15 protein-coding genes are annotated in these 19,483 nt (G+C 64.8%); 7 read left to right on the top strand and 8 right to left on the bottom strand.

Translation table 11 applies throughout. The features are described from left to right. Positions 1 to 69 precede the first annotated feature (69 nt). Positions 70 to 522, top strand: a complete 453-nt coding sequence (locus BM348_RS09790) for a DUF5518 domain-containing protein (protein WP_092905517.1) — start codon at positions 70 to 72, stop codon at positions 520 to 522. Between the two features lie 215 nt (positions 523 to 737). Beyond that, the gene (locus tag BM348_RS09785) at positions 738 to 1,337 is read left to right on the top strand and encodes an HdeD family acid-resistance protein (RefSeq protein ID WP_092904433.1); all 600 of its coding nucleotides are present in this window, start codon (positions 738 to 740) and stop codon (positions 1,335 to 1,337) included. Positions 1,338 to 1,419: 82 nt separating this feature from the next. On the opposite strand, the gene BM348_RS09780 is transcribed toward BM348_RS09785, so the two are convergent. The 8 genes from BM348_RS09780 to BM348_RS09745 all read right to left on the bottom strand — a co-directional run bounded on the left by BM348_RS09780 (position 1,420) and on the right by BM348_RS09745 (position 12,457). Continuing rightward, a complete protein-coding gene (locus tag BM348_RS09780; RefSeq protein WP_245779457.1) occupies positions 1,420 to 3,120 on the bottom strand; it encodes a bacterio-opsin activator domain-containing protein in 1,701 nt (566 codons plus the stop codon). 47 nt (positions 3,121 to 3,167) lie between these two features. Continuing rightward, positions 3,168 to 3,632, bottom strand: coding sequence for a response regulator (locus BM348_RS09775; RefSeq protein WP_092904430.1), 465 nt, complete (start codon positions 3,630 to 3,632; stop codon positions 3,168 to 3,170). After that, positions 3,629 to 6,847: a PAS domain-containing protein gene (locus BM348_RS09770; RefSeq protein WP_092904428.1), complete on the bottom strand. Its 3,219-nt coding sequence runs from the start codon at positions 6,845 to 6,847 to the stop codon at positions 3,629 to 3,631. Before BM348_RS09770 ends, BM348_RS09775 begins: the two co-directional genes overlap by 4 nt. Positions 6,848 to 7,000: 153 nt before the next feature. Next, positions 7,001 to 9,292, bottom strand: a complete 2,292-nt coding sequence (locus BM348_RS09765) for a DNA polymerase domain-containing protein (protein WP_092904426.1) — start codon at positions 9,290 to 9,292, stop codon at positions 7,001 to 7,003. Then, positions 9,289 to 9,651, bottom strand: coding sequence for a hypothetical protein (locus tag BM348_RS09760; RefSeq protein ID WP_092904424.1), 363 nt, complete (start codon positions 9,649 to 9,651; stop codon positions 9,289 to 9,291). The genes BM348_RS09765 and BM348_RS09760 overlap by 4 nt, the downstream gene beginning before the upstream one ends. Beyond that, positions 9,651 to 10,358, bottom strand: a complete 708-nt coding sequence (locus BM348_RS09755) for a hypothetical protein (RefSeq protein WP_139231176.1) — start codon at positions 10,356 to 10,358, stop codon at positions 9,651 to 9,653. Before BM348_RS09755 ends, BM348_RS09760 begins: the two co-directional genes overlap by 1 nt. A 232-nt stretch (positions 10,359 to 10,590) precedes the next feature. After that, positions 10,591 to 11,340 carry a hypothetical protein gene (locus BM348_RS09750; RefSeq protein ID WP_092904419.1) on the bottom strand — a complete coding sequence of 250 codons (750 nt, stop codon included), beginning with the start codon at positions 11,338 to 11,340 and terminating at the stop codon, positions 10,591 to 10,593. 109 nt (positions 11,341 to 11,449) lie between these two features. Further along, positions 11,450 to 12,457 (bottom strand): Cdc6/Cdc18 family protein, encoded by a 1,008-nt coding sequence (locus tag BM348_RS09745; protein ID WP_092904417.1) that lies wholly within the window; start codon positions 12,455 to 12,457, stop codon positions 11,450 to 11,452. 259 nt (positions 12,458 to 12,716) lie between these two features. Between BM348_RS09745 and BM348_RS09740 the strand changes: the two genes are divergently transcribed. From BM348_RS09740 to BM348_RS09720, 5 genes are all read left to right on the top strand, one after another. Next, complete coding sequence (locus tag BM348_RS09740; protein WP_092904415.1) at positions 12,717 to 13,130, top strand: hypothetical protein; 414 nt, start codon at positions 12,717 to 12,719, stop codon at positions 13,128 to 13,130. Positions 13,131 to 13,485: 355 nt separating this feature from the next. Further along, positions 13,486 to 16,089, top strand: coding sequence for an alkaline phosphatase PhoX (locus BM348_RS09735; RefSeq protein ID WP_092904413.1), 2,604 nt, complete (start codon positions 13,486 to 13,488; stop codon positions 16,087 to 16,089). 5 nt (positions 16,090 to 16,094) lie between these two features. After that, complete coding sequence (locus BM348_RS09730; RefSeq protein ID WP_139231175.1) at positions 16,095 to 16,838, top strand: hypothetical protein; 744 nt, start codon at positions 16,095 to 16,097, stop codon at positions 16,836 to 16,838. Positions 16,839 to 17,969: 1,131 nt separating this feature from the next. Further along, a complete protein-coding gene (locus tag BM348_RS09725; RefSeq protein ID WP_092904409.1) occupies positions 17,970 to 18,794 on the top strand; it encodes a GNAT family N-acetyltransferase in 825 nt (274 codons plus the stop codon). 134 nt (positions 18,795 to 18,928) lie between these two features. Further along, positions 18,929 to 19,408, top strand: a complete 480-nt coding sequence (locus BM348_RS09720) for a hypothetical protein (protein ID WP_092904407.1) — start codon at positions 18,929 to 18,931, stop codon at positions 19,406 to 19,408. Positions 19,409 to 19,483: the final 75 nt, after the last annotated feature.

Raw genomic sequence — 19,483 nt, 5'->3', positions numbered from 1 at the left:
ACCCGTCCGAAGACACCGACTGGAAACGAAACGGGCGGTTATATGTATATCAATACACAAGAAGTCGGTATGATTCGTCTCTGGAACCGCCCGAAGGGACGCCTCGATCCGGAGTGGCGACTGGCAATCGTCCTCGGACTCGCCTCGATTCCGTTCACGATTGCGTCTTACTGGCAATCGTTCCCGGACTTCACGCGCAACTTCGTTCCCGTGTTTCTCGCTGGCGCGATCGGTGGATCGCTCGCCTACACCACCGATCTGAAGGCGCGCCGAGTTGGCGCACGAACTGGGGTTGTTGGGTCGCTCGCGGAACTCTGGCCGCTCGTCGATCTCCTCGCGTTCATTTCCGGGTTGAACCAGCCGCTCTGGTTTAGCGGGCTGCAGGGGATCATGCTCATCTGTTTCATGCTACTCGTCGTTTTGCTCTCCGCTCTCGTCGGGAGGATCGGCGCAATCATCGGACACTGGACGCTCGAGAAGAAGGATACGTACCGCTCACGTCTGGGAGAGTTTGTCAGATGAGTGTCGTGTTCTCGAGGTCGATGTGATCCGTGGTCGCGCGACGGTCCGATTTCGCTTTCGTTCGTTTCTCGAAAAATATAGCCTGAAAACGGATAGATCTAGAACCCCAACATCGTCGGTCACGATCCCAGACCGGTCCATCTCCCGGAAATACTATCAAATAACGAATGCCTCTATATCTACTCTCGAGTCGTATCTACTGTCGGTGTAAGACAATGAGTTCTACCACGACCACAGACGAATCGACTCCCGGATACTCCCTCGAGCGCGGATGGCGCACGCTCGCACTCGCCGGCGGCGTTATCGGGCTTCTCGGCCTCTTTGCGATCGCGTTGCCGGTCGTAACCGGCCTCTCGATTACCGTTGTACTGGGGGCGGTGCTCATCGTGAGCGGGATCGTCCACGGTGCGCACTCGGTGACGACCCGCGGCTGGAAGGGCTCTGCATGGCAACTCGCGGTCGGCGTCGTGAGTCTCGTCGCCGGGTTGTTCGTCCTCGCGAACCCGGTCGTCGCGCTCGTGAGCTTGACGCTCCTGCTCGTCGCGTACCTGGTGGTCGACGGGATCGCCGAACTCTGGATGGCGACCCGCATGGCCGGCGAACCGGGCCGCGCGACGATCGGCGCGAGCGGCGCGATCTCGCTCGTGCTGGCGGCGCTGCTCTGGGCCGGTTTCCCCGGCGACGCCGCCTGGGCCATCGGCCTGATCGTTGGCGTGAGCCTCCTGCTCACCGGTATCTCGATGGCCGCCGTCGCCATCTCCGGTCGACGCGGCGACGAGGCGAGCGCTCCCGCGGGCGAACCCCGCCGGGCGTGAGCGTCGAGGCTTCGGTTTTCACTATTTTGGCGACTGTAAGTAGCTGGCGCCACTGTGGCTGGTTGGGAGCGCAGATCGGCGGCTACGAGTCGTCCTCGCCCGCGGATTCGAACATCGACTCGAAGAATTTTCGCTCCGCGGTCCGCAAGTGCTGGTTGAGCGTCGCCGGGGAGATATCGAGTCGCTCGGCGATTTCCTCGCCAGTGCTGCCCCGTGGCCAGTCGAAGTAACCGGCCGCGTAAGCCGTCTCGAGCGCGACGCGTTGTTTCTCCGTGAGGCTCTTTTCGAGCACGGACTGTGCGCCCAACTCGTCCGTTTCGCGCTGATCGTAGGATCGCTGGGACAGGTAGCTGATGCCCTCGTGACTGTCTCGGACGAGTTCGACGATGCGGCGGGTGTCGCGACCCTGCGGGAGTTGTACTACGAATCGGAACTCGCCGTCGTCGATCGTCACGGACGAGATCCGGCCGCCGTGGGTCGCGATGGTCTCGAACAGGGAATCGACGACGGGGGCGACCAGTTCGAACTGGAACTGATCGTCGCCCTTCGTGAGGAATCGAACGTCGTCGAACCGCGTCGTTCGATCGATCGCATCCGCAAACGCGTCCTGCGAGACGCCCTCGGCCGAGCCGTACGCCAGCAGCGTTTCTCCCTCCCAGATCAGCCGATTGAACCGGATCGTTACCGACGCTTCCGTCGAGAGGTCGACGAGCGGGTCCGCGAGGTCGTCGATCTGGAACTCGAGTTCGACGACGGCGTCGCTGACGAGCGCTTCCCGGCGCTCGATCGCTGTGATCGCGTGCCCGATGACGTCGCCCATTCGAGAGAGCACGTCGCGTTCAGGGCCGGAGAACGCGTTGACTGCCGTCGAATACACGAGTAGGACGCCGTAGACGAGCTCCTCGTGGCTGATCGGAACCGAGGCGACGGAGCGATAGCCGTACTCCAGTGCGACCTCACGCCACGGTTTGAAGTCGGGATCGGTCCGCACGTCGGCGGTGATCTGGACTTCCTGTGACTCGAGCGCGCTTCCGCCGGGGCCCTGCGCGAACTCGTCGTCGCCGGCGGTGACCGTGATCCGCTCGAGGTACTCCGCGTCAGAACCCGCTTTCGCGCGCGGCGTGACCTCGTCGCTGCCCGGATTCAGGCCGCCGATCCAGGCGAACTGGTAGGCGTCGGAGTCGGCGAGGCGATCGCAGACCTGCTGTTCGAGCTCCCGCCGCGTGTCGCTCGTGATAACCGCGTGGGTCGTATCGTGGGCGATCCGGTTCAGCCGGTTGAGCGACTCCATCTGCCGTCGGCGTCGCCGGCGTTCGCGGCGCTGTCGGGCGCGCTCGATCGCGTGGTAGATCGTCCGAACCAGAAGCGGGGTCGTGACTTCGTCTTTGACGAGGAAGTCCTGCGCGCCGCGTTGGATCGCCCGAACGCCGATCTCCTGATCGCGAACGCCGGTCAACACGACGATCGGCACCGATTCGGCCGTCTCGTGGACCGCCTCGAGCGTCTCGAGCCCGTGGCTATCCGGCAGGTTCAGATCGAGCAAGACGACGTCGATTCGCGTCGTCTCGAGGGTCTCGAGGCCGTCCTCGAGGCGCGACTCGCAGGTGATCGTCGGCCGGTCGCCCGCCCGCTCCTCCAGGTCGAATCGCTGGGTGAGTTCCTCGGACTCGCGGAGCATTTCGCGGATCAACCGCGCGTCGCCGGGGTTGTCCTCGATCAGCAGGACGTGGATCGCCTGATCGGCGTCGGCCTCGCTCGCGTCCGTCACCGTCTGCCGGTTCACCGGGTCGGAGTCGCGGCCCTCCGCGCGCTCGTGGGGATTCGTGCTGGTCACTGTGAATCGTCCTCCGGCGGCAACCGGACCATCGAAAACCAGAACTTCTCGAACGTTCGAACGGTCTCGATGAACGCATCCGGATCGACCGGTTTCGTGAGATAGGCGTTCGCAGACAGATCGTACGACGCGATGACATCCTCTTCGGCCTGTGAACTCGTCAGGACGATCACCGGGATTCGCCGGAGGGTCGGGTCGTCCTGTAGCTCCTCGAGAACCTCCTCGCCGTTCATCCGAGGCAGATTGAGGTCCAACAGAACGAGGTCGGGTCGCGGCGCGTCCGCGTACTCGCCTTCCTGGGAAAGATACTCGAGCGCGTCGACGCCGTCGGAGACGACCTCGAGTTCGATCTCGATCCGGCCGCGTTTGAACGCCTCTTTCGTCAGTCGAACGTCGCCGGGATTGTCCTCGACGAGCAGGATTCGAGCCGGTTCGGCGCTGGAAGTCGGTCGCTTTGTCATTGCTGTAGCCGTGCTGGGAGGTGGACTGAGAACGTGGACCCGTCCGTGCCGTTCGAATCGACCCAGATTCGACCGTCGTGTCGCTCGGCGATTCGCTGGCAGAGCGCGAGTCCGATTCCGGCCCCAGCGTACTCTTCGACGCTGTGAAGTCTGTTAAACACCTCGAAGATCCGGTCGGCGTCCGCCGGATCGATCCCGATTCCCGAATCGCGCACCGAAATCGTCCACGACGACTGGGACTGCTCGGCGAAGACGGTTACACGCGGCGACTCCCCGCCGGCGTAGGTAAGCGCGTTATCGAGGAGGTTCTGAAACAGCTGTCGCAGCTGTCCCGGGTCGCCGTGGACGGTCGGGAGCGATTCGACGGTGATCTCAGCGTCGGTCTCGTCTATCTTCATCTCGAGGTCGGCTAACACGTCCTCGAGGAGCCGCTCGCAGTCGACCGGTTCGAACGGATTCCCGCCGGTATCGACCCGCGAGTACGCGAGCAGTCCGTCGATCATCTCCTGCATCCGGTCCGCGCCGTCGACTGCGAAGTCGATGAACTCCGTTCCCTCTTCGCCGAGAACGTCGCCGTACCGGCGCTCGACGAGCGTGAGATAGCTCGAGACCATCCGGAGGGGTTCCTGCAGGTCGTGCGATGCGGCGTACGCGAACTGCTCTAAGCGTTCGTTCGATTCCTCGAGTTCGTCGACGAGCTCCTCGAGTTTGCGCTTGGAACGAACCCGTTCGGTGATGTCCTGTACCATCATCATGCCGGCGAACACCGTCCCGTCCTCGTCGCTGATCGGAAGCGTGTGTGCGTGCCAGTGCGAATCGAGGTACTCGAAGTCGAACGACCGTCGTTCCCCCTCCAGGGCGGCCCGAAAGTGCGGCTCGAGTTCCGTCGCGAGCGCCGCCGGGTACCGCTCCCAGAGCGTCGCGCCGACGATATCGTCGACGGTGGTGTCGACCGGGTGAACCGACTGCCCGCCGACGAGCGTGTAGCGCAGCTCCTCGTCGAACAACGCGACCGCGCCGTTCGGGAACTGCTCGACGAGGATCCGGTATCGGCGCTCGCTCTCCTCGAGTGCGCGCTCGCGGGCTTTCCGCCGCGAGATGTCCCGCCCGATGCCGGCGAGCACCGTCTCCCCCTCGGGCGTCTCGAGGGCCGAGACGACGAACTCGTACTCGAGCGTCTCGCCGTCTCGCGTTCGAAGCGGCGCTTCGGTTCGGATCTGGCCCGTTTCGAAACCCTGTTCGATCGCGCGTTCGACGGTATCGTCTGCGAGCGCGAAGAACGTCGAGACGTGAACCGACTCGAGTTCGGCCGGCGAATACCCTGTTATCTCGGGAAGCGTCTCGTTCCAGCGTCGAAGCTGGCCGCCCCCGTCGATGATACAGAACACGTCGTCGATCGTATCGAGCACGGCGTCGATGTATCGAACGTATCGCTGGAGGTGTTTTTCACGGCGCTGGCGGCCGAGTTCGTAGCTCACCCACTGGGTGATGAGTTCGACGAACGTCTCTTCGGTCTGCGTAAACGGCGCGGAGCGCGGCGACGTATCTTCGAAACAGAGCGTCCCGTACCGCTCGTCGTCGACGATCACTTCGCCGCCGAGATAACAATCCAGGTTCCACCGATCGTAGATCCGATCGTCGACCGTGTCGGTCGCGCCAATCGTCGAAATGTCGGCGAATCCGAACAATCCATCGGCTTCGATCGTCCGCTGACAGTACGTCTCCGACAGCGGCGCGACCGATCCCGGATAGATGTTGTCGCTCTCGCCGCTGGCGTGTGTCACCTCGAAGCGATCCGCCTCCAGATCGGTCTTCGCCAGATAGCCGACCTCGAGGCCGAGCCGTTCGCGCCCGATCTCGAGCATCTGATCGACCTTCTCGTCGAACGATCGGTGTTGATCCGATGCAATCGAGTACAGCCGATGCAGCGTTTCGGTGTTCTGCGTGCGTTCTCGTTCGATATCCTTCTGCTCGGAGATGTCCTGAAAGTAGACCGACAACCCCGTCTCGGACGGATAGACGTTGATCTCGAACCAGCGCTCGAGCGGGTCCGGGTAGTAGAACTCGAACGACGTTGGCTCCTGGGTCGCCATCGCTCGCTCGTACTCCGCGCGCAACGTCGAATCGGCAGTCCACTCGAAGGCTTCCCAGATCGTCTCGCCGACCAGCCCCCGATCGTGAAAGTCGATCAGTTCCTCGGCGCGGTCGTTGAGGTACGTGAACCGCCAGTCGTCGTCGAGCGAGTAGAAGGCGTCGGTGACCCGATCGAGAGTCGTCTCGAGTTCGTGCTCGAGGCGCGTGCGCTCGGTGACGTCTTCGAGCGCGTACACTGCGCCGTCGAACTCGCCGTCGTCGTCGGTCAGCGGTGCGCAGTGTGCCGACAACCACACCCGCGTTCCGTCGGGGTGGTCGATCCCCAACCGCTCGCCGTGGACGGACTCGCCCGTCTCCTCGACCCGCGAAAACGGCATGTCGTCACCCGAGAGCGGATCGCCGGTTGCGTCGACGAGGTTCCACCGATCGTCGTCGTGATCGTAGGATCGAAGCGTCTCGAGGGGGCGACCGAGGAGTTCTTCCCCGCGGCTGTTCGCGAAGACGTTCCGGCCGTCGTCGTCGATGACGGTGATCCCGACCGGACTCGTCTCGACGATGCGGTCGGTGAGCGTCTCCGCGTCCCGCAGCGACCGTTTCGCTCGTCCGGTGTCGATGGCAGACGCGAGGACGTTCCCGACGGATCGGAGGAACGCCTCCTCGTGGTCGTCGAACTCCCGTCGCTCCGCCGTGTACGCGCCCAGAACGCCCCACAGATCGTCCGCCGGGCCGATTCCAACGCAGAGCCCGCTCTCGAGTTCGTGCGCGTCGAACAGTTCCGCGCCGTCGAACCGGGGATCGGCCGCGAGCTCCGCGACGGCGACCGGCAGCGCAGACAGCAGGTCGGGCGTCCCGTCGGACTCGTCGTCCGTCGGGATCGCTGCGGTCCCGACGGACCCCGACTCCCAGCCGTGGCCCGCCCGCAGGCACAACTCGTCTCCGGCGATCGACTCGAAAACCCCACAGCAGTCGGCCGGAAGCGTCTCCGCGACTACTTCGGCTCCCTCGCACAACAGCTCGTCGACGTCGTCGGTCTCGAGGGCCCGCTGCCCGAGCGCAGCGACGGCCTCCTGCTGTCGAGTGCGAGATCGCAGAGCAGCCCGATGGTGATCGGAGGTCGCCATAGTAGAATGGATTGAAAGAGAGGGTCGAGCAGTGTAAATGTAGCGCTCGACCCGTTAGGCTGACAGAAAATCGGTTTCAGTTGATCGTCGGACAGCGCCGTCACGGTCTCCGCGTTCCGCCACCGCGACCCTCGTTCCGACGATGCGAGCCACTCATTTCGACGATGCGAACGTCGAGAGTCGAACCGTCCGTCCGTCCCGAAGGTGTTCGCGAATCCGGCGACGATCCCACCCCAGCGGCGAGACGACGCTCTCGCAGGCGCTGACGAGCAGGCGCGAGTAGTAGTCGACGTCGACGGACGGACAATCCTCGAACGCGAGGCGGACGCGCTCTATGCCATCCGCGTCGTCGTCGGTCACCACGTATTCGACGGACTGACCGGGGTGGCGGTCGACCCCGTGGCGATCGTACCGCTCGAGGGCGGCGACCGTTCGGGTGCGCTGGCTGTACTCCTCGAGCCGGCGCGAGACGCGTTTCGTGTGGACGAGTCGGTCGGGGTCGACCGCGCCGCGTCGGAGTCGCCCGATCCGCGCCTCGAGCGCGTCGCAGACCGCCGCCGGGTCGCGCTCGCGGTCGAGGACCGTGACGAACTCGCGCTGGCTCTCGGCGACGTACTCGGGCGTGCTCCGCTGTCGGGTCTCGATCCCGCGGAACTTGTAGTTCCCGTCCGTTCGCTTGCCGAAGTACTTGTTGAGCGCGCCCGGCCGCGTCGACCTCGAGCGTGAGTTCGGGGGCGAACTCGAGCTAACGGGCGACACCGAATCTCCCCCGGCAGACGCCCCCTCGCCCGAGTCGCGAAGCGGAACGAAACAGACCCACTCGTAGCGCCCGTCGTGCTCGAGGTCGATCCCGACCGAACTCGAGACGTCCTCGATGACTGCCTCGAGCGGTTCCGGGTCGTCCTCACGGGCGGTCACCCAGAGGCTGTCGACGATGCCGTGGACGACGTGCCAGCCGCCGTCCTCGAGTCGCGTTTTCGCCCGCAGGGCGATATCCCGCGCGTAGGCGTTGATGGATTCGTGGCACTCGATGCGACCGAACTTGGCGTTTCGATACCCCTGGTAGCCGAAACAGGACACTAGCACCCACTTGATCGCGCCCGACTCGGCCCGGAGCCGCCTCGCCGCCTCGTCCGCGAGCGAATCGGACTCGAGTTGCCGTTTGATCTCGGCGCGGTCATCGAGCAGCGGCATGAGAACCTCCGGGAGGAAGCCCGGTTTCGAACAGCGGTCGTACTCGAGTTCCGGGACGGTGGCTGCGTCGTCTCGTGCGGAGTCGAGCGGCGACGCGTCGCTGCCGCCGGATCCGTGATCGCGGTCGCAGCCGATCGTCTCGGGGCTGACGTTTCGCCGGCAGATGATCCGCGGGTACAGCGACGCGAAGTCGATCTCGTGGACGTCCTCGTGAAAGCCGACCTCCGGCGAGAACGTGAACCCGCCGCGGTCGCCGGCGTGGAGCGTCGAGACGTCCTTGAACTCCTCGGGCTCCCACTTGTTCTGGGGCGCGAGCACGTCGTGCTCGTTTCGCGCGAGCCGGATCTGTCTCGAGGTCAACAGCGTGCCGATGCTCCCGCCGGCGACCTCCTGTAGCGGTCTGCCGGTCTTTTCGACCATGTACAGCAATCCCGGGAGTCCGGACTGGTGCCAGAGGAAGCTGTTGGACCTGTCGACGATGGCCCGTCCGGGAACGCGGTACCGGGCCGGCGAGTGACCGACCGCGCCGTAGCTCTCGTAGGTGTTCGCGCCCGCAATTCGACGCCAGCCGGGGAGCCGCCCCAGGTGGAACTCCTCGAGTCCCGCACGCGCGGCCGCCGACTCGAGGACGGGCACGAGGTCGCCGTGGCTCAGGACGAGCACGTCCGGATCGACTCGATCGAGTCGGCGGCCGATCGACCAGCAGACGTCCGCGGGGTCGCCGGTGACGCGCTCGCCGTCGAGTCGCAACTCGGAGACGTCCTCGTCGGCCAGTCCCGGCTCGTCAATCTCGATCTCGAGGGTTCGAAGCCCGCGATCGGGGCCCCGAATCGCCGGAGAGCCGCGCTCGGGCGTCGGGTCGATTCCGTTGTCGAGACAGTACCGAAAGCCCGGGTCGAGGTCGACGTCGTACAGCCGAATCGCGCCGGGCGCGTACCGCTCGCGCTCGTCACCCCCGCGAATCTCGCGAGCCAGCGTTCGAATTTCGTCGACGCGCTCGACGCTGACCCGCAGCAGCTCCGTTCGCTCGTCGACGTGGCTCTCGTGGAGGTCGGCGGCCCACCGCTCTCGCGTCGTCCCCGAAACCTTCGGATCCGATCGCAGGCGCTGCTCGAGACTCGAGAGGTCGGGTGCCGAGACGAAAAGCGACGGGCGGTAGCGTTCGACCTCCCGAAACGTCGCCCCGTCCTCGGTGAGTCGCCACTCGCGGACGAGTCCGTCCTCGAACTCGAAGGTGTAGGGGCCGGTCACGAGCGACCGTCCTCCGGACCGGTCGTCGCGTATTCCTCGAGCCCGGAACCGGTTTCTGCGAGTCTCGCCTCGATTTTCTCGAGCCGACCCTCGGCGTCCTCGAGTTTCGCTTCCGTCTCCTCGAGCCGGCCGCGCACCTGTCGAAGCTCCACCTCGTGGGCGAGCAACACCGACAGCACGAGCGCGCGTTCGGGGTCGGTCGCGTTCGCGTGGCCCGCCGCGTCGGCGAACCCGCGGGCGCGCTCGAACAGGCGGTCGAAGTCGCCCTGGTACTCCCGCCGGAGCGCGCGCCGCATCGGTCCCCACTCTGACTCGAGACTCGAGACCGCGTCGCGATAGGTCGGGTTCGTCCGGCCCATCAGCCCGACGCCTCCGTTCCGGGGGTCCAGGGTGATCCGCCGCTCGATCCGCCGGGTTCTGGAGCCGCGTCGAACAGCCCGCGGTCGGCCGCCGCGACGACGGGATCGATCCGGTCGGCGACGCCGCAGCAGTCGACCCAGTAGGGGATCGTCGTCTGCCAGTAGGCCCCCTGCCAGTAGCCCATCGTCTCCGCGCCGTCGCCCTCGAGGCGAACGCCCTCCCGCGTCCGGACGCACTCGACGCGGTGGTCCGCGTGCTCGGCGACCCGCTCCTCGGCCGAATCGCTCGCCACCGTGATCAGCACCGGAACCTCGAGCGCCCGTCCGAGTTCGGCCAGCGTCTCGAGGCTCGCCGCGAGCAGTTCCTCGCGTTCCCAGGCGGGGACGTCGTCGTCGCGATACCGGCCGACGACGTTCGGCGCGACGATGACCGACGTTCTCGGCGTCGCCTCCTCGACGACGCGGCGGACGATCGAGTGGTGCTGGTAGGCCGTAAACGACCGCGCGATGCGAAGCGAGTCGAGGACGCGAGGACTCGAGGCGCAGTCGTACAGCGCCCGCGTCGAGGCAACGTTTCCCGCGTCGATCCAGTAGGCGGTGCCGGCGGTTTCCGCGAGCCGCGAACAGACCAGTTCGTGGAGGATCGGCGACCGCGCCGACGGCACTCGACAGCACGCCAGTCCGGGTTCGAACTCGAGTCGTGACATACCCGAACGGTCGACCGGCCGGCCCATAAGCGGCGGAACGCGGATTCCGGATTTCCGATAGGGACGGGTTCGCCGCGTTCGGGCGGAACGACGGGGGAACGCTCGAGTGTTCGCGGCGACCGCTCGAGTTCCGAAACGAGGGGAACGGCGATGGCCTCCGGAAAATCGGACCGAAGCGGTGACGGCGAGGCGAAACAGGACGCCGTCCAGACGAACAGCAGGACTGTGGCGTTCAGACGAACAGCAGGACCGCGGCGTACCCCGCCGCACCGAGCGCGAACGCCCAGAACCGACTTTCGCGTTCGGCCGGCAGTTCCTCTTTGATGACGTTGAGGATGATCCCGCCAGCGAGGAAGGCAAAGAGCACCGAGACGAGCGGTTCGGTGATCTCCACCGCGAATCCGACAGCGGAGCCGAGGAGCACCGCCGCAGCCAGCATCCAGCGCCCGTAATCGTGGTAGAGCCGGCCGTGGTGGGATCGAAGCCCGGAGTCGTTCACGGCGAAGTGAAGCGCCATCGCGACGGCGAACGTCGCCAGGCCCGCGACGCCGGGGCTCTCGCGGTGAACCAGCAGGTAGCCGATGAGCCCGTTGTACGCGGCGAACGAGCCCACGTGGATCCAGAAGACGCCCGTGCTCGGCTCGAGGCCGTACCGAAGAGCCGCGACGTTCGACTGGCGGACGTACTGCTCGAGGCCATAGAAGACGACGAACCCGACGAGCACGATTAGGTAGACGTGGGCCTCGGCGAACGAGACGACGGGATCCCAGCCGGCGACCGTCAGCACCGCCTGGTGGATCTCCGGAATGATGTGGACGAAGACGTACGCGATGGAGACCCCGCCCGCGAACGAGAGCCACCGACTGCGAGGAACGCGGTCCGCGAGCGCGAGTCGACCCACGAAGAGGTGGACGAGCGCGAGCGCGACGGCGGAGACTGCGACGAGAAACGCGAGGGGCGTCGAGAGGCCGCTTGCGGACATCTCGAGAACGGACCACGCCGACAGGGATGTAGGTTGCAGGTGGTCGCTCGCGCGGACTGGTCAGTGTGTCGAACCGTCCGCCCTCGAAACGATGGGAGACGCACCGTCCTTACTCGTCGTCGACGAGGCGGTAGGTCCGGCCCCGGCGCTCGCCGACGGCCTCGATCAGGTCGTAGTGGACCATCTTCGTCAGGTAATTTCGTAGCGTCCGGTTGGTCTTCGGGTCCTCGACCGCCTCCTCGTAGGCCGCGTAGAGTTCGCCGGGTTCGATCTCGCCCGCCTCCGCGATGAGGTCGTAGAGCACCCGCTGGTGTTCGATCAACTGCTCGACGGTCTTGCGACGGATCGCCGTCCGCGCGTCCGGAATCGACGCCTCGAGCACGTCGTCGGTGACCGACTCGAGGCCGCGGCGCTCCGCGCGACGAACCGCCGAGCGGAGGATGCCGATCCCGACGCGAGCGTCTCCCGCCGCTGCGTCGGCGATGGTCCGGAGGTGGCGCTCGTCGACTACGCCCGGTTCGAGCCCCTGTACCGCTCGTTCCTCGAGAATCGCGACGAGTTCGTCCGTTCCGTAGCGGTCGAACTGGACGCGAGTCCCGGCGCGCAGTCGCGAGCGAACACGGTCGTCGAAGCTCGCGAACAGCTCCTCCTCGCGGTTGGCGATCAACACGAGCGAGACGTGGGGCAGCCGATGGAGGTCGTAGAGCACCTCGGTCTCCTCGAGCTGGTCCACCTCGTCCAAAATCGCGACGATGGGCTGGTCGTTCGCGTCCGAAAGCCGCCGGAAGAGCTCGTCTTTCGGCGTCGATCGATGGACGTCGAACGCCCGGTCGACGGCCTCGAGAACGCTGTAGAGCACCCGAAACCGGGTGTACTCCTGCCAGCAGTTGACGTAGGCGGTCCGAACGCTCGGGAGCTGTTCGCGAAGCTGGTCGACGGTGTATCGGGCGATGCAGGTCTTGCCGACGCCGGTCGGTCCGAAGAGGAAGGCGGTCTCGGGCCGAGCGTCGGAGAGCAGCGGCTCGAGGGTCTCAGAGAGGTGGTTGACCGCCTCGTGGCGGTGGACCACCTCGCTCGGGACGAAATCCTCGTGGAGGACGCGGTCGTCGACGATCACGGCTCGTGATTCGCGTGCCACCCCCTTAAGCGACGGTGCGGCGGTTCCGATAGTTCCGAAATCGAACCGGTCGTCGTGACGGTTGATTTTTGATTCGACGATCGATTCGGGTCGAATCGGCCCACGGACGTTCGATGACGTATCGTCCTCGCCCTCGGGAGTGGTTCGTGACGGTACGTTTCAGTCGCGATGAGAATATAGCAATCATATAAATTCTTAATGGTACGGTAGACGCGCCTGAACTCGAGGATACCAACTCATGTCTACGTCCAACAGCGTTTCCGACACCGACGGCTCGATACTCGAGGAGTACGTGCTGGGAGTTCGTATCGTCGAAACCGATGAGACCGGCGACGACTACCGGTTCGAAGCGCCCGACCACGTCGGGATTACCTTCGACAGTCTCGAGGACGCCCGCTTGTACGCCGATGTCTACTTCGACGTCAACGGGTTCGTCGAGGCGGATACGGGCGCTCGTGGCGTACCGCCCGAAATCATTCAGGCTGGCAAGGACACCCTCGCCGCGTACCTCCTAACCCTTCCCTGGGCCGACACCAGCTGGGTCGCGTCGTTCTACGGTGTCACGCCGACCGATATCGATCGGTATCGGTCGTGGGTCCACGACCGGGCCGAGGAGATCCGAGCCGAAGTGACGGCGCAGGACCTCGAGTAGTCGCTTTCCGCTCGACGACCGTTTTCAGCGCTCGATTTTTCATCTCGGGCGGCAGTTTCACCGTTCCCGTAGTTCATCGTTCGGCGTTCGGCTTCGATAGCGAGTCGAACCGCTTTCGAGGCGTGTAACTGACCACCGTTCGGTTATTCCGCCGCGACAATCCGACCGACCGCACGACTCGACGACCGGCCGACTGCACGACGTGATGACCGGTCTCGAGCGCTCCATAGCGGTCAATATCCCTTGGGAGGCCCGGTTAGAATACAGTGCGATAGATATAGAAAATAGGTAAGAAATAGAATTTATTATACCTATTATAAACTTCTATTTACTGATGGTTCGGCCATCAAATTGCATGCCCAAATTTACCAGGCGGAACCTGATGGCGTCGTCGATGGCAGCGGCAGTCGGTGCCGGCGTGGTCGGCGTGGCCGGCGCAGCGGATCGACCGGACGAACACGACACGCTGACAGCGCCGTACGTCAACGGGAAGCTCAAACGGTTCTCGACGACTGCACGCGGTGCCGAGGTGACGGGACCGTTCGTCTTCGAGACGGGCGAGTTGCTCTACAGCCTACAGCACCCGAGCGAAGACAACCCGGCGCCGTTCGATCGGGGCGGCGTCGGCGTCATCGACGACTTCCGGTTTACGTTCGACGGAGACAACGACGACTTCGAGGAGCTGGCACCGCCGCGAACCAACGGGGAGCAAGGTCAGGTGCAGTCGGCGGGTGGACAGTATCGCCTCCTCGCGCAGTACGGTGACGAGATCAACGGCGGGACGGAGAACTGGGGAATCCCCAAGACCCCCGACGGGGAGAACATCCCGACCGGCGACAACATGGACATGAACTTCTTCGTCTCGACGAACGAGGACGGCACCGAGGGTTATCTCTTCACGAACAACGAGAACACGCCCGGGTCGATCTCGCGAACGCCGATCAGCCGAACCGAGGAGGGGAGCTGGGAGGTCGACCTCGAGAACGCCGACGAGATCGAGAACCACGACTCCTTTCGCGAACTCGGCGGGACGAAGATCAACTGTTACGGCGACCTGAGCCCGTGGGAGACGCCCCTCTCGGCCGAAGAGGAGTACGACCACCCCCGCGTCGGCGGTCTGGCGACGGTCAGCGACATCGTCGAGGAAGGCAGCGGCGTCGGTATCCGGGGGGGCTGTGAGTTCTGGAACCGGCCTAACCTCGACACCCTCACGGACGATCTCGACGAGATATTCGGCGCCGAGAGCTGGTATCCGATGGGGCTCAGCTCGACCTGGAGCATGGAGCGGCTGGCCAAGTATCTCGGCGCCGACGTCCCGGACCGATCGGACGACGACGAGACGTACACGCCCATCGACGGCGACTTCCCGAACCGCTACCGGTACGGGCACATCGTCGAAATCGCCGACCCGACCGCCGAGGAACCCACCCCCGTCAAGCACCACGTCTTCGGTCGCGCCGCGTGGGAGTGCCCGGAAGTACTCCCCGACGAGAGGACCGTCTACTTGGCCTCCGACGGCGGCGCGAAGGGGATCTACAAGTTCGTCGCCGACGAGCCGATCCCCGAGTACGAGAGCCGAATGGACGTAAGCGGCACGCTCTTCGCGATAAAAGCGACCGAAGTCGGCGACGGACCGGTCGCCGAGACGGACCTCGAGGTCGAGTGGCTCGAGCTGGGCAGCGCGAGCAACGCCGAAGTCGAGTCCTGGATCACGGACTACGACGACGTGACGCAGGTCGACTACCTCGAGACCCACGCCGAGACTGACTGGGAGGACGACCTCGAGACCGCCCTCGTCGAGGCCGATGAGGAAGTCGCCATCAACGGCAACCAAGACTACATCACCGACGAGGAGGTGGTCAAGTGGGCCCGACAGTACGAGGAAGACGGTCCCGACGAGGTCGACGAGAATCTGCGCCGAGTCCCGTTCCTCGAGACGCGGGCCGCCGCCAAGGAGATCGGTGCCAGCATCGAATTTAACAAGGCCGAAGGGATCGACTCTCACGACGACGCCCAGCCCGGCGACTTCATCTACTTCGGCATCTCCTCGCTCGGCGGATACATGACCGACGAGGAAGGAGAACTCCGGTTCGACGAGGTCGACAGTGGCGTCGTCTACCGCGCGGAACTCGAGTCCGGATACGACGTCTCCACGCTCGAGCCGGTCATCGTCGGCCCGAACGCGAGCGACTCCCAGTCCCTGAAAGACGTTTCGCTGATCAACGTCGACAACGTGATGGTGATGGACGACGGCCGAGTGCTGCTCTGTGAGGACAAAGGCGGGTTCGGCCGGTCGTATTCCAACGACACCATGTGGGTCTACGAACCGCCGGCGACGCTTCACGTCGACTCCCTCGGAGTCAGCCAGGAGGCGACCGGCGAGGTCGATCTGACGCTCTCGTCGGTTCCCGACGGACTCGCAGGCGGGCGCATCACCGCGTCCGTCGAACACACGGACGTCGCCGAGATTACGGGCGCGAACTACGGCGACGGAATCGAACTCACCAGCGACCCGACCGTCAGCGACGACGGCTCGACCATCGAGTTCCGGTTCGCGGATATCGGAAACGAGATCGAATCCGGCGAGCGAAACGTCACGCTGGCGTCGATCGAACTCGAGGGCGTCGGGGCGGGGACGACCGACCTCACACTCGCGGTCCACGCGATGGACGACGATTCGGGGATGGCCATCGATCCCCAGCCTCGACCCGGCGTCATCGTCACCGGCCCGCCGTCGCTCGGCGGTGGCGGACCCGGCGGCAGTCCCCCGACCGATCCCGACGGTGACGGGACGTTCGAGGATGTCAACGGCAACGGTCGACTCGACTACGACGACGTCGTCGTCTTGTTCGAGAACATCGAGGGCGATTCCGTCCGACTGAACGATGACGCGTTCGACTTCAACGAGAACGGCCGCATCGATTACGAAGACATCGTCTCGCTCGCCGACGAACTGTGAACCTGATGGGCGGAACCGACTCGAGCGGACCGACCACCGACGCGCAGTTTTCGGTTCGAACGCCACAGCGACGGCGAACGATCCGGACGCTCGCCGCCACCATGGCGATCCTCGTCGCGGTCGGATCGGCCGCGATCGGAGCGGTCGCAGTTGCCGGAGCCGAATCGACTCCCAGCGCGACCGTCGGGAGTCAGGACGCGGCAACCGACCCGACGCTCGTCGTCTCCAACGAGACGGTCGATACCGAGTCAAACGCGACACATCGCATCGCGTTGACCGACGCACCGGAGGGGCTCGCGGGATTCGAGGTCACGCTCGCGCTCGAGACCGAGGGCGTCGCGACCATCGAAAACGCCAGCTATCCGGATCGGTTCGCTCTCTCGAGCGATCCCGTCGTGACCAGCGACGAGCAGACTGTCACGGTCGAAGCGATCGACCTCGACGATGGGGTCACGCCCGGCGAAACGGACGTCACGCTGGCGGAGATTGACGTGACTGGCGTCGATCACGGTGCGACGGACCTGCGCGTCTCGGACGCCCAACTCGACGCCGACGGCGGCGACTCCATCGATCCGGCTCTAGCGGCCGGCACCCTCACCGTCGGCAACGGCGGGGAGGACCCGGCATCACAGAACGAATCCGAGGGCGATAACGGCTCGGACGGCGATTCGGTCCCCGGCTTCGCGGCCGGAATCGCGGTCGCCGCGATCGTGAGTAGTGCGGCCATCCTGGTCGCACGGCGACCCTAACAACCGGCGAGAGCCGCTCGAGGCGTCCTTTTTCCGAGGTACTGAACGACCCTCGGCGAACGGAAGACGTTCGCCGACGATCGAGCCGACATTCTGTATTGCAGTATATGATTTATTGAGGGGGCAGCTGTGATTGAGACGTCCAGTGAACGCCTGGGTACGACATCTCGAGAGCCACAGGGATGATTGGTTCGCATGGCAACCATCTGTGACAGTTGAACCACCAAACGGAACGTTCGAAACGGGGATGAAAGACTACGAAACCTAACTCGAGCGTTCCCGCGACGATCGAACAGAACGGTCGGCGAGTGGCGAATCCGAGCGGGGATAGACGACTCCAAACGTCGACGCCGCCACGAGTCGTGGTCCACCGGCGGTTTGTAGTCCGATCCGACGAGAAGCGACCGCGAACGACCGCAGTATCGGTCTCGAGAGGACTGAAACGCCGACTAATGCGTCGTGGAATCGAACCCGCAATTCGGGGTTCGACTCGTATGGTAGCCGTAATGAAAGACTGGCTGCGATGTCAGTAGAGAAGGTCGGCGCGCCGGATAACTCGTCCGGTGAGCGGGTGCCCGAATTTCGGACATCGGCTGCGGCCTCCAGACGATCGTTGACCGACATGCATACGAGTGATGCGATGGCGGCATTCGTCGCTAAATGATGGCGTAGTCAATCGTCGCTAGTCGAACTTCGGATTCGAAACTATCAAACGATCAGTTACGCCGATCGTCGACAGTCATTCGTCGAGTGAACCACTGGCGGGAGCCACGGTGGGCCCCGAATTGGCAAGCGGACCTCTCTCGAGATCCTCTAGTCGTCCGCAGACCGCAGAAGATAGATCGAAAACACAGTTTCGCGGCTATCTGACGTTCGCTGGCACAAACGAACTCGAGACACGAATGGAGATGATAAACCGTATAATGTGATATTAAATGTGCCGAGCTGTGACGAAGAGGAGAAATCGCGACCGCAACGCGACGGGCGACTCGAGCGCGCAGACTGCGATCGGGATTCAGCGTTCGAAACCGGCCGTCGCGAGCGAGAAATCGGTCGTTCTCGCGACCCCAGTGAGCGAGACCAACAGTACGATGGCCATAATTATGTCCGCCGTCGCCGGGTTCGGTTACTATGAGCACCCATCCGACGTTCTCGTTCGACGACCCCCTCCAGCAGCGGGTGTACGAGTACGTCGAGCGAAACGGCGCCGTCCCGCCCGACGAACTCGCTCGAGCGATCCGCGTCGACGCGGGCGGGTCCCAGTCGAAGCCGGCCCGGTCGGCGGAGTACCGCCAGCAGGTTCGGCCCTCGAGCGACCGACTACAGGACGCGCTCGACGAACTGAAAACGGACGGCTATCTCCTCGAGACCGACGGTCGGCTGCGGATCAGCGTGACCGCGCCGGAGCGAACCGTGGAACTCGAGGATGGGATCGTTCGAATCCGACCGGCTCGGGAATTCGACCGCGACGGCCTCGTCGACGCCATGCGGGAGGTCGCGGGTGAAGAGCAGTACATCGTCGCCGAGAACGTGGCCGATCGACTCGAGCGCGAGTCCGCGCTCGTCCGGGCCAACGCGGATCGCTCCCGCGTGTTCTTCGTCGCCACGTTCGAACCGGACCCCGAGACGGAATCCGAACCGCGCTCCGACGTCGTCGGGTGGCTCCACCTCGACGCGCCGGAACTGCCGTCGCTTCGCCACACCGCCGAGGTGACCGTCGGCGTTCGCCCGGAGGTTCGACGGGAGGGGATCGGCTCGACGCTGCTCGAGTACGGCCTCGAGTGGGCCGGCGAGGCCGACTACCGAAAGGTCACCCAGAACCTGCCGGCGACCAACGAGCGGGCGATCGAGTTCCTCACGGAGCAGGGCTGGCAGCGGGAGGGTGAGCGCGAGCGCCAGTACTGCATCGACGACTCGTTCACCGACGAGGTGCTGATGGGAATCTGGCTCGAGTGACGAGAGCTCGAATGATGGGACCCCGATGAAGGGCTCGAGTAACGGGATTCGACCGGGCGGCGCACGCTCGCTGGGGTTTGCGGGCGAGCGGGCTCCAGAAAAGCTTTGCTCGGGGGCCGCGTTACGAACGACTCGTGACGAGCACCGACGATCCGTCCCGCGCTCGATCCCCACTCCCGCTGCGAACGCGAGCGCGACGGCGCGTTCTGCCGATGCTTCACCGACTCAAACGGCCACTGGGCGGGTTCGCACAGTGTCGCCAACACCCCGCGGAGTACGTCGGTACGGTCCAGCGCAGCCTCGAGGAGTTCCGGACCGACCTCGAGGCGATGTCGTTTTCGCCGGAGCCGATCGCCTCGCTGAAGGTCCACCGCGACGGCCGGCTGTCGGCCGGAAGCTGGGTTCGACGACCGTCGCCGCTCTCGACGTGGCAACTCCACGTCGCGCTGTTTCGCAACGACGACCGGTCGCTCGAGGTATTCGCCCACCGCGAGTACTCGTGGCTGCGCCACCCGTACAAACACTACATCGGCGAGGGATGGGACACGAAATCGGGCGTCGATCGAATGCGAGCACTGCTTGGACGCCACGGCGTCTCGTTCAGCGTCGAGTGAGGGGCGACTCGCTGCCGTCTCGAGCGGGCCGTAACGAGAGCATAGTTTTGGGGACTGCGGGTGGACTCGCCGGCA

The sequence above is a fragment of the Halostagnicola kamekurae genome (genome assembly GCF_900116205.1).
In the GTDB taxonomy this organism is placed as follows: Archaea; Halobacteriota; Halobacteria; order Halobacteriales; family Natrialbaceae; genus Halostagnicola; species Halostagnicola kamekurae.
The sequence above is the reverse complement of the archived record's forward strand: the minus strand, read 5'-3'. Positions and strand labels throughout refer to the sequence as shown.

Coding starts and splice junctions, on each gene's coding strand:
- BM348_RS09790 (WP_092905517.1), top strand. CDS start 70: ATGATTCGTCTCTGGAACCGCCCGAAGGGACGCCTCGATCCGGAGTGG.
- BM348_RS09785 (WP_092904433.1), top strand. CDS start 738: ATGAGTTCTACCACGACCACAGACGAATCGACTCCCGGATACTCCCTC.
- BM348_RS09775 (WP_092904430.1), bottom strand. CDS start 3,632: ATGACAAAGCGACCGACTTCCAGCGCCGAACCGGCTCGAATCCTGCTC.
- BM348_RS09770 (WP_092904428.1), bottom strand. CDS start 6,847: ATGGCGACCTCCGATCACCATCGGGCTGCTCTGCGATCTCGCACTCGA.
- BM348_RS09760 (WP_092904424.1), bottom strand. CDS start 9,651: ATGGGCCGGACGAACCCGACCTATCGCGACGCGGTCTCGAGTCTCGAG.
- BM348_RS09755 (WP_139231176.1), bottom strand. CDS start 10,358: ATGTCACGACTCGAGTTCGAACCCGGACTGGCGTGCTGTCGAGTGCCG.
- BM348_RS09750 (WP_092904419.1), bottom strand. CDS start 11,340: ATGTCCGCAAGCGGCCTCTCGACGCCCCTCGCGTTTCTCGTCGCAGTC.
- BM348_RS09740 (WP_092904415.1), top strand. CDS start 12,717: ATGTCTACGTCCAACAGCGTTTCCGACACCGACGGCTCGATACTCGAG.
- BM348_RS09735 (WP_092904413.1), top strand. CDS start 13,486: ATGCCCAAATTTACCAGGCGGAACCTGATGGCGTCGTCGATGGCAGCG.
- BM348_RS09730 (WP_139231175.1), top strand. CDS start 16,095: ATGGGCGGAACCGACTCGAGCGGACCGACCACCGACGCGCAGTTTTCG.
- BM348_RS09725 (WP_092904409.1), top strand. CDS start 17,970: ATGAGCACCCATCCGACGTTCTCGTTCGACGACCCCCTCCAGCAGCGG.